This window comes from Ureibacillus xyleni (assembly GCF_900217795.1).
Taxonomy (GTDB): Bacteria; Bacillota; Bacilli; order Bacillales_A; family Planococcaceae; genus Ureibacillus; species Ureibacillus xyleni.
Genome location: NZ_OBMQ01000001.1, coordinates 83839 through 99471, shown reverse-complemented (window position 1 = coordinate 99471; position 15633 = coordinate 83839). Strand labels below are relative to the sequence as shown.

Genomic DNA, 15633 nt, shown 5'->3' with positions numbered 1-15633 from the left:
TACGCAAACAATTCAGAATTGTTTGCGTACCGGGTACATAAAAGAAAGCGGTACAATAAAAAAGCATTTAGTTGACTTCGTAATTAAAGCCAAACTAAATGCTCTTTCATTGTTTTTGTCGGGACTGCCATTTCTTACGGGTTGCCTCGCCTCCTCGTAAATGACGAATCGATTTGTGATATGCTAATATTTCTTTTACTTCATTTGCTAATTCTTCATTGACTAGGAATAGTCTTTCGGTTAAGTCTTTATGCACTGTACTTTTCGAATAACCCGTCATTTTCGCAAGGACACGAACCGTCTCACCTGTTTCGATCAGCAGCTCTCCAAGCCGAACGCAGCGATGCCGAATGTGCTCGTGCACGTTCTCTTCCTTTCTATCGGATATAAGAATGTGCCGTTTTGCTAACGAGAGGTGTCTTCTTCAACATGTTCATATTGTGAGTGTTTCATTGAAATTTTTGCAACTAGCGATTTAACGTTTATTCACCATATGAGGTTTTCCGTGATTTAAGAACCATTTTTACAAACAAAACTGCAAAAACGCCCATAATTCCACTGTTCACGTTGAAATTAGGAAAAATTTCGTCGGTTTCAACGTTTTAGGGATTATGGACGTTCTCGCTTATTGCTTGTACAAAAGAATGAATCTTGTCAAATTAGAAAGCTAAGAAATTTCTTGGGTTAACGTGTTCTCCATCTTGTAATACTTCAAAGTGGAGATGGTTTCCAGCTGTTGGATTCCATTCGTTTTCAGTTGTCGTACCTAATGGTTGGCCTTGTTCGACTGTATCTCCTTCTTTAACAAGGATATCAGTAACTGAGCTATAACGTGTTTCCATGCCATTCGCATGCGTGATCACGATTTTATTTCCAGTAAATGCATCTAATTTTACTTCTGTCACTTCACCGCTCATGGCAGCAAGTGCTTCAAATGGCTCGCTATTAACAGAAAGTGATACACCAGATGAAGTAGAGAATGTTTGGTTAAATACCAACAATGCATTTTCTCTTGTTGCTTCATCAGCTGTTACATCATAGAAGTCTTGTAACACTTGTACATTGTCTAAATGATCTTCACTGAAAGGATATTTCAATGTTTCCTGGCGAGCATTTGTTTCGATGACTGTTTCATTAGAAGTTGTTTCTTCATTCGATGCAACTTCCTTTTCTTCATCATCATTAATGATTGCATTATAACTGAAAATTAGACCGATTAACACTGCTGCGATTCCTGCATAGATTGACGGCCAAAACCATGGCTTTTTCTGCCAACTGTTTTTATTAGGAGAAGGAGTAGTTTGTTTTTCTTCTCTCATGTTCATCACCTCTGATTGAAGTGTGAACAAGATTTTACAATTCTAAACACATTATGGAAAAAAATTTCTATTATTTGCAAGTTATTTTTTCAATATTTGTATTTTTATAATAATGTTGGATAATTTCATGAGCAGTTGCACCATTATCAGCCATTGCATCAGCTCCATATTGACTCATTCCAACACCATGGCCATATCCTTCTGTTGTCACTACGATTTTTTCACCTTTTACTTCAATTCGGAAATCTGTTGAGCGTAAGTCGAGTAAAGTTCGCACGTCTCGCCCTGCCCATTCGTTTTTGCCAACAATAACAGTTTCTACCCTCCCTGTATTGTTTCTCTTGATACGGATGTTTTTAAGCTGATTTAAGGTCAAATTCGTATTTAGCAGTTGATTCCATTCATTAATCGTGAAGCTTTTCTCCATTTCATAGTTATCCGCATATTGAAAATCTGTACTTGCTACGGATTGTAGATAAGGAAGTTCTGTCCCACTATAGTTTTTTGAACTCTCTGTCATGCCATTACTCATTGAATGGAACATTGCCGTTATAAGTTCCCCATTATAGTTAATGATTTCACCTTTAGTACTTTCAACTGCTTGTCTTACTTTATTTTCATACTCTTCAAAAGACTCGTCCCAATTTGCTTTTCGTGTATTTGGATCATAAAAAACTTGCTTTGCTACGGTTGGTTCGATTGCTGTCTTTCCATAATCTGTTGATTTTAATACATAAGTTCTTGCTGCAATTGCTTGTGCCTTTAATGCTTCAGGATGAAAGTTAGCAGGCATTTCTGCAGATACGACACCGATTACATACTCTTCTAAATCAATGGGTTCTTCACTGCCACTAACATGGATTGTTAATTCACATGCGTTCACGATTTTCTCTTCCTTTTTTTCTGATGCTGCTTCAAGTTTTTGATCCGCTTCCTTAAAAATGAATGGAAAGAAAAAGAGCACAGATATAAAACCGAAAATTGATGCGACAACTACCAAATGTCTATATCTCTTAATTTTTTTCATACATAGTACTTATGATATTGAAGGAGAAAATATGAGTATTAGCAAGTGAAATTTGGATATACTTACTGAGGGTCACGAGAATAAAAAAACGACAAAACTCTTTTAAAGAATTTTGTCGTTCATAGGTCATAATTTAACTATTTAAAACATATTTTTAAGTAAAATAGATAAATTAAAATGGGCAAAGTTTAGATTTCAATCGTTAACTGCGGTGTTTGCTCTAAGTCCATATCTACAACACGTTCAATATTGGCACCAAGAGCAGCAAGTTTTTTGTGGAAGTTCACATAGCCACGATCTAGGTGGTGAAGCTTCGTAACGCGTGTTACACCTTCAGAAACTAAGCCAGTTAAAATTAAGGCAGCTGCAGCACGTAAATCCGTTGCTGAAACTTCGGCACCTTGTAATTTCACAGGTCCTTCAATAAAAACAGAACGGCCTTCGATTTTTGCTTGTGCATTCATTCTGCGGAATTCTTCAACATGCATAAATCGATTTTCAAACACAGTTTCAGTAATGATACTCGTTCCATTTGCAGTTAAAAGAAGTGCCATCATTTGAGCTTGCATATCTGTTGGGAAACCAGGATGAGGCATTGTTTTAATATCAACTGCTTTTAGAGGATCTGTCGCACGGATACGTAAGCCGTCACCTTCCTCTAAAATTTCAACACCCATTTCACGTAATTTCGCAATTAATGCTGTCATATGTTCAGGTACTGCATTTTCAATAAATACATCGCCTCTAGTAATAGCTGCGGCAACCATGAACGTTCCTGCTTCAATACGATCTGGTATTACATGATGAGTTGTTCCATGAAGTTCAGGTACACCTTCGATTCGAATCGTATCTGTACCAGCACCGATAATTCGACCACCCATACTGTTAATAAAATTAGCTAAGTCAACAATTTCTGGCTCTTTTGCTGCATTTTCAATGATTGTAGTACCTTTCGCTAATGCAGCAGCTGTCATAATGTTTTCTGTTGCCCCCACACTTGGGAAGTCTAAATAAATTTCTGCACCATGTAACCCACCGATTGTTTTTGCTTCCACAAAACCATGGCCAAATGAAATTTTTGCACCCATTGCTTCAAAGCCTTTTAAGTGCAATTCAATTGGTCGAGAACCGATTGCACATCCACCAGGCAACGCAACACGAGCATAACCATTACGAGCAAGTAAAGAACCCATAACAAGTATTGATGCACGCATTTTGCTTACATATTCAAACTGTGCTTCACTTGATAATTTTTGTTGGGCATTTATATAAATTTCATTATTATTTTCATTATATTCTACTGTAGCATTTAAGCTTTTGAGTACTTCGTTTATTGTATGAACATCCGCCAAATTCGGAACGTCTTTTATAATATTAATACTCTTTGAAGCTAGTAAAGATGCAGCTAGAATTGGTAGTACGGCATTTTTGGCTCCTTCAACTTTTACGACTCCACGTAATTTTTGGCCTCCCGTAACAATGATTTTCTCCACAATTCGTCCCTCCGAATTCAATTGTCCAAAACTGTCATTACAAAACATTTTGTTAGTTTATAAAACACACAAACTATCACTATGTTACTGCTTTTTATTTAGTTAAACAAGCATCCAAATCACTATTTTACGGTACTTTTCAATAATTATCTACACATTATATTACGCGTAATAAAACATATTGGTGAATTTTTTATTGAGGTGTACAATTTTCAACAATATTACCCAGGAAATATATAAAATCTTCATTGTGCGGCAAATTTTTACACGTGTAAATCAACATAGGATGGGAAAAATTAAATCTATATGTGTTGTAACGGCAAACGAATTTCATTTGTCCTTACAAGGCATATAACTTGCTGCCTTTGTCTATATAGTATGTTCGAATTATGAAAAAAGATAAGGTAATTGTCGAGACCAATTTGTAATTTCTAAAACAAAATTTGACACACTCGAACCAATGGCAATGCTTAGTAAAATATAAACTAATTGTATTTGAAATGTACGTCCTTTTTTAAACAGTTGATCAAATCGGAAAGATTGAATAGCATAAAAAGTAATTCCGATAAAAAATATATGAGAAAATAGCCCTAAAATCGCTTGTAGGCCTAAAGCTTGGTATACTTCCATTCAACGTTTCCTCCGTTATTTAGACATATGAAAAAGCGGACAGTAAACCTGCCCGCTTTTTAAATTATTATTGATTATTACCCTCATGAACGCTGATACGATTAATCGCACGTTTTAAAGCAAGCTCAGCGCGTTTGAAATCGATGTTATCTTGTTTCTTTTGAAGGCGTTCCTCAGCACGTTTCATTGACTCTTTTGCGCGTGCTACATCGATACTTGATGCAACTTCAGCAGCTGGAGCTAAAATTGAAATTTTGTCAGGACGAACTTCAATAAAACCACCGCTAACTGCAACAATCTCTTGTGAACCGCCATCTTTTTTAAGTGTAACTGCACCAATTGCTAAGGGAGCTACCATTGGAATATGTCCAGGAAGAACCCCAATTTCACCAGAAACTGTTTTTGCGATAACCATTGCGACTTCTGAATCGTATACTGGGCCGTCGGGAGTGACAATATTGACTTGAACTGTCTTCATATTTTTTCCTCCTCGTCCCTAAAATTATACCTCTACGCCCATGCTTTTCGCTTTTTCTACTACTTCTTCAATGCTACCTACTAAACGGAAAGCATCCTCTGGTAAGTGATCGTATTTACCTTCAAGAATTTCCTTGAATGAACGAACAGTGTCTTTTACGTGTACAAAAGAACCTGGTTGACCAGTGAATTGTTCCGCTACGTGGAAGTTTTGTGATAAGAAGAATTGAATACGACGAGCACGTTCTACTGTTTGCTTGTCTTCATCAGATAATTCATCCATACCTAAGATTGCGATGATATCTTGTAATTCGTTATAACGTTGTAACGTCATTTGAACGCCACGAGCAACATTATAGTGTTCTTCACCAACGATTTCAGGTGATAGTGCACGAGAAGTTGAAGCAAGTGGATCCACGGCTGGATAGATACCCATCTCAGATAATTTACGCTCTAAGTTAGTTGTTGCGTCTAAGTGAGCGAAAGTTGTTGCTGGAGCTGGGTCAGTATAGTCATCGGCTGGTACGTAAATCGCTTGGATTGAAGTAACAGAACCTTTGTTTGTTGAAGTGATACGTTCTTGTAAGTTACCCATCTCTGTAGCAAGTGTTGGTTGGTAACCTACCGCTGAAGGCATACGTCCAAGTAAGGCAGAAACTTCCGAACCTGCTTGAGTAAAGCGGAAGATGTTGTCGATGAATAATAATACGTCTTGACCTTGTTCATCACGGAAATATTCAGCCATTGTAAGACCAGTTAAAGCAACGCGCATACGTGCTCCAGGTGGCTCGTTCATTTGACCGAATACCATTGATGTTTTACCAATAACGCCAGAGTCACTCATTTCGTGGAATAAGTCATTTCCTTCACGAGTACGTTCACCTACACCCGCGAATACTGAGATACCACCGTGACCTTGTGCGATGTTGTTAATTAACTCTTGAATTAATACAGTTTTACCTACACCGGCACCACCGAATAAACCTACTTTACCACCTTTGATATAAGGTGCTAATAAGTCTACTACTTTAATACCTGTTTCAAGGATTTGTACTTCTGTAGTTAATTCATCAAATTTTGGAGCTTCGCGGTGGATTGAATCACGACGAGCATCACTTGCGATTTCTTCTCCTAAGTCGATAACTTCTCCTAGTACGTTAAATACACGTCCTAAAGTTACGTCACCAACTGGAACAGAGATTGCTTTTCCTAAGTCTGTAACTTCTGCACCACGTTGTAAGCCGTCAGTTGATGACATGGCAATTGTGCGGACAGAATCGTCACCTAAATGAAGAGCTACTTCTAATGTTAAAGTAGTTGCTTCTTGGTTTGGACGTTCAATCTTAACAGTTAAAGCGTTATAGATTGCTGGTAATTGACCGTTGCTGAATTTAACGTCAACAACCGGACCCATTACTTGAATAACTTGTCCTTTATTCATTCCTGTGTACCCTCCTATCGAGATTGGTGTCGAGCAACTCGCTTATCACGATTGCTGTCTTCCTAAAAACTTCATAGGCAAGATACTTCGTTTTTAAGAATGACTAAAATGTGTGCACCCACTTTAGTAACTCTAAAAAGGAAGCTCTTTGCCAGATCCGTCGATTTATCCGAGTTGGTGCGCAACTATTCTAAGGCTGCAGCTCCACCAACGATTTCTGTAATTTCTTGTGTAATCGCCGCTTGACGAGCACGGTTATAAACAAGTGATAAGTTGCCAATAAGTTCATTAGCGTTATCAGTTGCTGTTTTCATCGCTGTCATACGAGCAGCATGTTCACTGGCTTTACCATCTAATAAAGCACCATAAATTAAACTTTCAGCATATTGAGGTAGTAACACTTCTAGAATTGCCTCCGCAGATGGTTCAAATTCATAAGAAGCTGTTAAACCTTCACTTGCTTTTGGAGCTAAATCAGTAATTGGTAATACCTTTTTCTCAGTAACTTCTTGTGAAATAACACTGACAAAGTGGTTATAGTACATATAAAGTTCATCATATGTACCATCAGCGAACATACCAACAGCTTTACGAGCGATTTGTTTTACGTCAGAGAATGTAGGCTGGTCAGGTAAACCAACAATACTATCAATTACGTTGTATCCACGTTTAACGAAGTAGTCACGAGCAACACGACCGATTGCCAAAATCACATATTCATCTCTTGATTTATGACGTTCATTTAAAGTACGTGTTAATTGACGTAAAATGCTTGAGTTATAAGCACCTGCTAGACCACGGTCAGAACCGATTACAAGATAAGCAGTTTTCTTAACAGGACGAGACACCAACATTGGATGTGAAGCATCACTTGTACCACCCGCGATTGCTGCAACCACGTCTTGTACTTTTTCCATGTAAGGAACATATGCTTTTGCATTCATCTCAGCACGTTTACTTTTAGAAGCAGAAACCATTTGCATGGCTTTTGTCATTTGACTCGTTTTCTTCGTAGAGTTAATACGGCTTTTTATTTCGCGTAAGCTTGCCACTGGTATTTCACCACCTTTAAGTTTTTAATCAAATATCACACGTTTAACAACTAGATTGCTTATTCTGATTTAGCAAACGTCTTTTTGAATTCGTTTAATGCTGCTGCCATCTCATCATCAGCTGGAAGATCTTTTGTTGTACGGATATGATCTAAAACTTTTGTGTGGTTTACATCTAACCAGCTATAAAGTTCATTTTCGAAACGAACGATATCTTGTACTGGAATATCATCTAAGAAACCACGAGTTAGAGCATAAAGAATTGTTACTTGCTTTTCAACTTTAATTGGTTTGTTAAGGTCTTGTTTTAATACTTCAACCGTACGTTTACCACGTTCAAGTTTAGCAAGAGTAGCTTTATCTAAATCTGAACCAAATTGAGCGAATGATTCAAGTTCACGGAATGCAGCTAAGTCAAGACGTAGTGTACCCGCAACTTTTTTCATTGCTTTAATTTGAGCAGAACCACCTACACGTGATACAGAAAGACCGGCGTTAATCGCTGGACGTACACCTGAGTGGAAAAGGTTCGATTGTAAGAAGATTTGTCCATCAGTGATTGAGATAACGTTTGTTGGGATGTATGCAGAGATATCCCCAGCTTGTGTCTCAACGAATGGAAGAGCTGTAATAGAACCGTTTTTGTAAGTTTCGTTTAACTTTGCAGCACGTTCTAATAAACGACTGTGTAAGTAGAATACGTCACCAGGGTAAGCTTCACGACCTGGAGGACGACGTAATAATAATGAAAGCTCACGGTAAGCAGCTGCTTGTTTTGATAAATCATCATATACGATTAATACGTGTTTACCTTGTAACATGAACTCTTCAGCCATAGATACACCAGCATAAGGAGCTAAGTATAATAATGGAGCTGGCATAGAAGCAGATGCAGTTACAACGATTGAGTAATCTAATGCACCGTGTTTACGTAATGTTTCAACTACTCCACGAACTGTAGATTCTTTTTGACCAATAGCAACGTAGATACAAATCATATCTTGGTCTGCTTGGTTAAGGATTGTATCGATTGCGATCGAAGTTTTACCAACTTGACGGTCACCGATGATTAACTCACGTTGACCACGACCGATTGGTACTAATGCGTCAATCGCTTTAATTCCAGTTTGTAATGGTTCATGTACTGATTTACGAGCCATTACTCCGAAAGCTGGACTTTCGATTGGACGAGATTTTGTAGTGTTGATTGGGCCTTGTCCATCCACTGGTTGACCAAGTGGGTTAACAACGCGACCAATTAGTTCTTCACCAACTGGTACTTCCATGATACGACCTGTACGACGAACTTCATCGCCTTCTTTGATGCCAAGGTAGTTACCTAGAATAATGATACCAACGTTACCTTCTTCTAAGTTTTGAGCCATACCCATAACACCGTTAGAGAACTCTAATAGCTCTCCAGCCATGACGTTGTCGAGGCCATGAGCACGAGCGATACCGTCACCAACTGTGATTACCGTACCAACTTCGCTTACTTCTAATTCAGATTGGTAATTTTCAATCTGCTTTTTGATCAGCACGCTGATTTCTTCAGCTTTGATGCCCATGAATGTCACCTCTCACATTTCTTATGAATTAACCAACTAACGTACGTTTTAAACCCTCTAGCTTGTTTGCTACAGTGTTATCAAAAATGTAGTTGCCGATTTGAACACGAACTCCACCAAGTAATGATGGTTCGATTACGTTTTTAATAATTAATTTTTCTTTCCCAACTAATTTACCAAATGCAGTAGAAATGTCATTTTTCTCTGTATCTGTAAGTTCACGAGTTGAGTAAACTGTTGCTTCCGCAGAACCTTGAGCTCCAGCAGCTAGCACTTTATATTCAGATGCTAAACTTATTGCTTCGTTAACACGTTTTTTATCAATAAGAAGTTGTAAAGTGTTAACAACAATAGCGTTAGCACTTGCAAAGATCTCAGCTACGATTTGCTTTTTGCGTTCAATAGAGAACTTTGGCGATGAAAGTAATGAAAGCAATTCTGGAGTTGTTTCAATTACTTTTACTAGCTCATCTAAATCAGTGTTAACTTCATCTACCACTTGTTTATCTTGAGCTAATTGAAACAAGCTTTGCGCATAACGTTTCGCTACTTGACTCATTTCGCTTCGCCTGCCTTCGCAATCGTTTCTTTAATTAATGCGCTATTGTCTTCTTCAGAAATTTCTTTCTCAAGAACTTTAGATGCAGCAAGAACTGATAGTGAAACGACTTCTGCACGAACTGCAGCGATTGCTTTTTCTTTTTCAGTTTCGATTTCACGTACAGCAGATTCTTTTAAGCGGTTAGCTTCTGCACGTGCTGCTGTGATAATTTCATCACGTTGAATTTCACCTTGTTTTTTCGCACTTTCCACAATAGTTTGTGCTTCTGTACGAGCTTCTTTTAAAAGGCTTTTTTGTTCTTCTAAAACTTTTGCCGATTCTTTGCGAGCGTTTTCAGCTGCTTCGATTTCGCTAGCAACTAACTCTTCACGTTGTTGCATCATGCCCATTAATGGACCCCACGCAAATTTCTTAAGAAGGAACATTAAGATTAGGAAAATAACTAGAGTTGCAATAACGTCTCCACCGTTAAAGTGACCGCCAGAACCTAGTACTAAATAATCTAAATTCACGATTGTTTCACTCCCTTCAAGAGCTTTCAAATAATGTATACAAGCTACCATATTGCAAAAATGCAACAGGATTTTAATCTATGTGTTGTACTTCTATTAATAGTTAAAACAAAAGGAATGGCGAAGTTCTTCTTGTGGAAAACTCTTCGCCACATGTTAAACCGATAATTATCGGTTCATTACGATGAATGCTACTACTACTGCGATGATCGGTAGGGCCTCAACTAACGCTACCCCGATGAACATTGTAGTTTGAAGAACGCCACGAGCTTCTGGTTGACGAGCGATCCCTTCTACTGTGCGTGAAACGATAAGACCGTTACCAATACCTGCACCAAGTGCACCTAAACCGATTGCGATTGCTGCTGCTAATAAACCTAATGAACCTGTCATTGTTAAATTTCCTCCTTGGAATTGTTTATAATTTTTTATTTTAAGCATCTAATGTTTTACACTAAAAGCTTTTATTAATGGTCTGCGCTCACTTTATGTGATAAGTAAACCATTGTTAACATAGTGAAAATGAAGGCTTGGATAAAGCCGATGAAGATTGAGAATCCTTGCCATGCCATTGTTGGAATAATGGCACCTACGAATCCAAAAACGCTTGAACCAGCTAGACCAGCTAGTAAACCAAGTAAAATCTCACCCGCATAAATGTTACCGTAAAGACGAAGACCTAACGTTAAAGTGTTAGCAAACTCCTCAATAATCTTTAATGGGAACATAAATGACATTGGTTGGAAGAATGTACCGAAATAATGTTTGCTACCTTGCATTCTAATACCATAAAAAGTAGCTAACACCGTTACCATTGATGCTAATGTTAATGTAACAGTCGGGTCAGCTGTTGGGGATTTCCACCATAATTGATCGTTAATGATAATCCCTGAGAATGGTAAGCCTAACAAGTTGGCAACGGCGATGAACATAATAAGTGTGATACCTAAGATGTGGAAACGACCACCTGTTTTCCAATCCATGTTGCTTTTGATAATACCTTTAACAAAGTCCATTATCCATTCCATAAAGTTTTGCATGCCAGTTGGTTTCAGCTTTAAGTTACGAGTTGCAATAAATGCGATTAAAAACACTACAACAGCTGTAATAACTAACATTAGAACTGTGGATAAATTGAACGTGAGTGAAAAGGCACCTAGGTCCAAAGTTAACTCTGGAGATCCATGATTCATTATTGCATTCACCTCACTTTCTAGTTACCTTATTGTTTCTTACTAAATATACGAATACCCCTACACTCAGGAAAACGTATGGAATCATTAGCCCTATCACCGTGCTAATTAAGTGGAAATATTGTGGCAACGTAATTGCGATTGCGACTGCTGCAATACCTGATCCAAAGCGTAAAGCCGAACCGAGTGATACTACTTTTTTCCCTTCACTTAAGGAACGATCAAACTTGTCCATTCTTCGAACAAGAATCCAAAAGTTATATGTACCAAAGCAAGCACCGACAGCAATACCAGCAAATATCGTAGGATGCGAGGTGAAGCCCCATCCTAATGCACAGAGAGCAAGCAAAAAAAATAACGCTTTCTTCTGCATAGCGAAAATGTGATGCAAATCTAGCATTGGCAATTTATCTCCCAAATCTTTTTCGAGTAAAGTGTCTAATCGCTCTCTACTTATAGGAAATCAAGCGTAGTATAATGGGATGCACGCGGAAAATTTGATGTCGAAAAATCTGATTTATTCACAGAAATTTGTCGTCTTTTCGAGAAATTTCTTTCTTACCGCATTTTCTCCTTTGCAATCATTAAGTATTCAGACGCCTGAAAACGTTGCAAATTGACAACTGATTAATTTCAACTGCCAACCTAGTAGAAACTTGATATAACAAGCGTTTCGGGGCCATTTTCGGACTCAAAACCCTTATCATTCTTACCCTTTGTAAGCATACAATAGGGGAAATTTGATGTCAATTGGTTCAGGTGAAAAACTTCACAACAACTGAAATCTTGTCAAATTGTCGACAAATTTATGAAGTTATTATGTGATTAATTTCCAACTTTCATTTAAAATTCCCATCACTTTTGTAGGCATTATTAAAATATTTGTAAAATTATTCTCACTATTGCACAATATTATTAACTTCTTTCTAAAAAGCTAATCAAAGCCTTGACAATTCGTTCAGAAGCATATCCATCACCATAAGGATTTGATGCATGAGCCATTTTTTCATAAGCCGTGCCATCTTCTAGTAATTCTTTGGCTAATTGATAGATTGTTTCTTCCTCTGTTCCTGCTAACTTCAACGTACCAGCAGCAATGCCTTCTGGACGCTCTGTTGTATCTCGCAGTACCAGCACTGGTTTTCCTAATGATGGTGCTTCTTCTTGAATCCCACCAGAATCCGTTAAAATCATGTATGAACGCGCCGCAAAGTTATGGAAATCTAGTACTTCAAGAGGTTCAATTAAATGAATTCTAGGATCATCTCCTAAGACTTCATCAGCTACCTCACGTACTGCAGGATTTAAATGTACTGGATAAATTACTTGCACATCCTCATGTTCAGCTAGTATCCGTTTAATTGCACGGAACATATTACGCATTGGTTGACCGAGGTTTTCTCGACGATGGGCAGTAAGTAAAATCATACGACTATCCCCAATTTTGTCCAATACTGGGTGAGAGTAGTTTTCTCGAACAGTAGTTTTCAATGCATCAATTGCGGTATTTCCTGTCACGAAAATGTTTTCAATATTTTTATTTTCTTTTATTAAATTATCTTTGGAATTTTCTGTTGGTGCAAAATGTAAATCCGCCATCACACCTGTTAATTGCCGATTCATTTCTTCTGGATATGGAGAATATTTGTTACCTGTGCGTAAACCAGCTTCTACGTGCCCGATTGCAATTTGATTGTAAAATGCAGCAAGGCTTCCAACAAAGGTTGTTGATGTATCGCCGTGAACTAACACAATATCCGGTCTTGCATCTTTCATGACTTCATCAAGACCTTGAAGTGCATTTGTCGTTACATCGATTAATGTTTGGCGATCTTTCATTATATTTAAATCATAATCTGGTTGTATTTGAAAAGTTTCGAGCACTTGGTCTAACATTTGGCGATGTTGTGCTGTAACGGTAACAATTGATTCAATTTTGTCTGGATGTTTTTGCAATTCAAGAACAAGGGGCGCCATTTTAATGGCTTCAGGTCTTGTTCCGAAAATCGTCATCACTTTCCACTTTTTAGTCAAATGTCTTGCACCATCCTTTTACATTGTGAAGCGCCCTTCGCCTAAACGAAGGACGCGGTTTAATTTTTTATGTGCGGTTTTGGTGTGTTTATGTGCGGTTTCATACCATTTATGTGCGGTTTTGACGAGTTTATGTGCGGTTTCCTGCTATTTATGTGCGAATTTTCTATTTCGTACCGAATAAACGGTCGCCCGCATCACCAAGACCTGGAACGATATAGCCGTGGTCATTAAGTTTTTCGTCTAACGCAGCAATATAGATATCCACGTCTGGGTGTTCTTCTTGAATAGCTTGTACACCTTCTGGGGCAGCAATTAAACACATAAATTTAATGCTTTTTGCTCCGCGCTTTTTCAATGAATGAATCGCTTCTACAGCAGAGCCACCAGTTGCAAGCATTGGGTCTACTACGATGAAATCACGTTCTTCAACATCAGCAGGAAGTTTTACATAATATTCTACAGGTTTTAAAGTTTCTGGGTCACGATATAAACCAATATGGCCTACTTTTGCTGCTGGAATTAATTTAAGTACGCCATCAACCATACCAATACCAGCGCGTAAAATCGGAACTAGGGCGATTTTTTTACCTGACAGTACTTTTGCTTTTGCCGTTTGTACAGGTGTTTCGATTTCAATTTCTTCTACAGGTAAATCACGTGTAATTTCAAAGGCCATAAGAGTCGCTACTTCGTCAACAAGTTCACGGAATTCTTTCGTTCCTGTTTTTTTATCACGAATATACGTTAATTTGTGTTGAATTAATGGGTGGTCAAATACATAAACTTTGCTCAATGTTGTTCGCTCCTAACTATTTTCCCCATCTATATAATGAAGATTCACTTTATCTAGCATAGTATATCAAAAATTGTTTAAACATAAAACATTATGTCGAATGGATGGGAATGAAGTTTTCCTTATCAGTCTAATTTGTGAAAAGATCTCCCTGACCATCAAAAACCCCCGTCCACAAAATGAACGAGGGTTTCAACATTAAATATTTGTAACTAAATCTTCGTATATCGGATATTTGTCAGTTAAAGCTTTCACACGGTCACGCGCTTCTGCTTTTACTGCTTCATCTTCAGGGTTTTTAAGAACTTTAGCAATGATTAAACCTACTTCTTTCAGGTCTTCTTCTTTGAAGCCACGAGAAGTAACAGCCGCAGTACCTAAACGGATACCACTCGTAACGAATGGTTTTTCTTCATCGTAAGGAATTGTATTTTTGTTCGCTGTAATGGCAACTTCATCAAGTAAATGTTCTGCCACTTTACCAGTTAAGCCTACTGATTTTACGTTTACTAGTAATAAGTGGTTGTCAGTACCGCCTGATACAAGCTCTAATCCTTCAGCAACTAGAGTTTCAGCTAAGCTACGTGCGTTTGATTTAATTTGTTTTGCGTACTCTTTGAATTCTGGTTGTAATGCTTCGCCAAATGCAACAGCTTTCGCAGCGATTACGTGCATTAATGGACCACCTTGAATTCCTGGGAACACTGCTTTGTCAATTTTTTTCGCAAGCTCTTCATCATTTGTTAAAATTAATCCACCACGAGGACCGCGTAATGTTTTGTGTGTAGTTGATGTTGTGAAGTGTGCATAAGGAACTGGCGTTGGATGTTCACCAGCAGCTACAAGACCTGCGATGTGAGCCATGTCTACCATGAAGTATGCACCTACTTCATCCGCGATTTCACGGAATTTTTTAAAGTCGATTTCACGTGGGTAAGCTGATGCACCTGCAACGATTAATTTTGGTTTATGCTCTAATGCTTTTGCACGAACATCTTCATAATCAATAACGTTTGTATCTTTTGTAACACCATACTCTACGAAATTATATTGAATACCAGAGAAGTTAACATGTGAGCCGTGTGTTAAGTGACCACCGTGTGAAAGGTTCATACCAAGTACAGTGTCGCCTGGTTGTAAAAGTGTAAAGTATACAGCCATGTTAGCTTGAGCACCTGAATGGGCTTGTACGTTTGCAAATCTAGCTCCGAAGATTTCTTTTACACGATCGCGTGCAATATCTTCTACTACGTCAACGTGTTCGCAACCACCATAGTAACGTTTACCAGGGTAACCTTCTGCATATTTATTTGTTAATACAGAACCTTGTGCTTCCATTACAGCTTCAGAAACGATATTTTCTGATGCGATTAACTCGATATTTAATTGTTGACGCTTTTTCTCTGCTAAAATTCCTTCTAGAACCGCTTTGTCTTGCGCTGCTAGTTTTTCGTATGCCATTGTTCAAATCCCCCTAAAAATCTTGTATTTTTATATAATGAAAAAATCTTAATTTAGATTTTTATCAA

17 protein-coding genes are annotated in these 15633 nt (G+C 38.0%); all 17 read right to left on the bottom strand.

Annotation, left to right across the window (positions count from 1 at the left end; all coding sequences use genetic code 11):
• Positions 1-106: 106 nt before the first annotated feature.
• Positions 107-364 carry a sporulation transcriptional regulator SpoIIID gene (locus CRO00_RS00525; RefSeq protein WP_097071697.1) on the bottom strand — a complete coding sequence of 86 codons (258 nt, stop codon included), beginning with the start codon at positions 362-364 and terminating at the stop codon, positions 107-109.
• Positions 365-659: 295 nt separating this feature from the next.
• Complete coding sequence (locus CRO00_RS00520) at positions 660-1319, bottom strand: M23 family metallopeptidase (protein ID WP_097071696.1); 660 nt, start codon at positions 1317-1319, stop codon at positions 660-662.
• Between the two features lie 70 nt (positions 1320-1389).
• Complete coding sequence (gene spoIID / locus CRO00_RS00515) at positions 1390-2346, bottom strand: stage II sporulation protein D (RefSeq protein WP_097071695.1); 957 nt, start codon at positions 2344-2346, stop codon at positions 1390-1392.
• A gap of 188 nt (positions 2347-2534) precedes the next feature.
• Positions 2535-3839 (bottom strand): UDP-N-acetylglucosamine 1-carboxyvinyltransferase, encoded by a 1305-nt coding sequence (gene murA / locus CRO00_RS00510; protein ID WP_097071694.1) that lies wholly within the window; start codon positions 3837-3839, stop codon positions 2535-2537.
• 387 nt (positions 3840-4226) lie between these two features.
• A complete protein-coding gene (locus tag CRO00_RS00505) occupies positions 4227-4469 on the bottom strand; it encodes a DUF1146 family protein (RefSeq protein ID WP_097071693.1) in 243 nt (80 codons plus the stop codon).
• A 67-nt stretch (positions 4470-4536) separates the two neighbouring features.
• Positions 4537-4947: a F0F1 ATP synthase subunit epsilon gene (locus CRO00_RS00500; RefSeq protein ID WP_097071692.1), complete on the bottom strand. Its 411-nt coding sequence runs from the start codon at positions 4945-4947 to the stop codon at positions 4537-4539.
• Between the two features lie 24 nt (positions 4948-4971).
• Complete coding sequence (atpD, locus tag CRO00_RS00495; RefSeq protein ID WP_097071691.1) at positions 4972-6387, bottom strand: F0F1 ATP synthase subunit beta; 1416 nt, start codon at positions 6385-6387, stop codon at positions 4972-4974.
• A 185-nt stretch (positions 6388-6572) separates the two neighbouring features.
• Positions 6573-7439: an ATP synthase F1 subunit gamma gene (atpG, locus tag CRO00_RS00490; RefSeq protein ID WP_097071690.1), complete on the bottom strand. Its 867-nt coding sequence runs from the start codon at positions 7437-7439 to the stop codon at positions 6573-6575.
• A gap of 59 nt (positions 7440-7498) precedes the next feature.
• Complete coding sequence (atpA, locus tag CRO00_RS00485) at positions 7499-9007, bottom strand: F0F1 ATP synthase subunit alpha (RefSeq protein WP_097071689.1); 1509 nt, start codon at positions 9005-9007, stop codon at positions 7499-7501.
• A gap of 28 nt (positions 9008-9035) precedes the next feature.
• Positions 9036-9566 (bottom strand): F0F1 ATP synthase subunit delta, encoded by a 531-nt coding sequence (locus CRO00_RS00480; protein WP_097071688.1) that lies wholly within the window; start codon positions 9564-9566, stop codon positions 9036-9038.
• On the bottom strand, positions 9563-10081 hold the full coding sequence (atpF, locus tag CRO00_RS00475; RefSeq protein ID WP_097071687.1) for a F0F1 ATP synthase subunit B: 519 nt from the start codon (positions 10079-10081) through the stop codon (positions 9563-9565). The genes CRO00_RS00480 and atpF overlap by 4 nt, the downstream gene beginning before the upstream one ends.
• Before the next feature lie 168 nt (positions 10082-10249).
• Positions 10250-10474: a F0F1 ATP synthase subunit C gene (gene atpE, locus CRO00_RS00470; protein WP_097071686.1), complete on the bottom strand. Its 225-nt coding sequence runs from the start codon at positions 10472-10474 to the stop codon at positions 10250-10252.
• Positions 10475-10548: 74 nt separating this feature from the next.
• On the bottom strand, positions 10549-11274 hold the full coding sequence (atpB, locus tag CRO00_RS00465; protein WP_097071685.1) for a F0F1 ATP synthase subunit A: 726 nt from the start codon (positions 11272-11274) through the stop codon (positions 10549-10551).
• A 13-nt stretch (positions 11275-11287) separates the two neighbouring features.
• Positions 11288-11674, bottom strand: a complete 387-nt coding sequence (locus tag CRO00_RS00460) for an ATP synthase subunit I (protein WP_097071684.1) — start codon at positions 11672-11674, stop codon at positions 11288-11290.
• A 515-nt stretch (positions 11675-12189) separates the two neighbouring features.
• Positions 12190-13308, bottom strand: a complete 1119-nt coding sequence (gene wecB, locus CRO00_RS00455) for a non-hydrolyzing UDP-N-acetylglucosamine 2-epimerase (protein WP_097071683.1) — start codon at positions 13306-13308, stop codon at positions 12190-12192.
• A gap of 166 nt (positions 13309-13474) precedes the next feature.
• Positions 13475-14104, bottom strand: a complete 630-nt coding sequence (upp, locus tag CRO00_RS00450; RefSeq protein ID WP_097071682.1) for a uracil phosphoribosyltransferase — start codon at positions 14102-14104, stop codon at positions 13475-13477.
• 198 nt (positions 14105-14302) lie between these two features.
• Complete coding sequence (gene glyA, locus CRO00_RS00445) at positions 14303-15565, bottom strand: serine hydroxymethyltransferase (protein ID WP_097071681.1); 1263 nt, start codon at positions 15563-15565, stop codon at positions 14303-14305.
• Positions 15566-15633 lie beyond the last annotated feature (68 nt).

Bases quoted from the DNA above. Each gene is read 5' to 3' on its own strand.
- CRO00_RS00520 (WP_097071696.1), bottom strand. From the start codon at position 1,319: ATGAGAGAAGAAAAACAAACTACTCCTTCTCCTAATAAAAACAGTTGG.
- spoIID (WP_097071695.1), bottom strand. From the start codon at position 2,346: ATGAAAAAAATTAAGAGATATAGACATTTGGTAGTTGTCGCATCAATT.
- CRO00_RS00505 (WP_097071693.1), bottom strand. From the start codon at position 4,469: ATGGAAGTATACCAAGCTTTAGGCCTACAAGCGATTTTAGGGCTATTT.
- CRO00_RS00500 (WP_097071692.1), bottom strand. From the start codon at position 4,947: ATGAAGACAGTTCAAGTCAATATTGTCACTCCCGACGGCCCAGTATAC.
- atpD (WP_097071691.1), bottom strand. From the start codon at position 6,387: ATGAATAAAGGACAAGTTATTCAAGTAATGGGTCCGGTTGTTGACGTT.
- atpA (WP_097071689.1), bottom strand. From the start codon at position 9,007: ATGGGCATCAAAGCTGAAGAAATCAGCGTGCTGATCAAAAAGCAGATT.
- CRO00_RS00480 (WP_097071688.1), bottom strand. From the start codon at position 9,566: ATGAGTCAAGTAGCGAAACGTTATGCGCAAAGCTTGTTTCAATTAGCT.
- atpE (WP_097071686.1), bottom strand. From the start codon at position 10,474: ATGACAGGTTCATTAGGTTTATTAGCAGCAGCAATCGCAATCGGTTTA.
- atpB (WP_097071685.1), bottom strand. From the start codon at position 11,274: ATGAATCATGGATCTCCAGAGTTAACTTTGGACCTAGGTGCCTTTTCA.
- CRO00_RS00460 (WP_097071684.1), bottom strand. From the start codon at position 11,674: ATGCTAGATTTGCATCACATTTTCGCTATGCAGAAGAAAGCGTTATTT.
- glyA (WP_097071681.1), bottom strand. From the start codon at position 15,565: ATGGCATACGAAAAACTAGCAGCGCAAGACAAAGCGGTTCTAGAAGGA.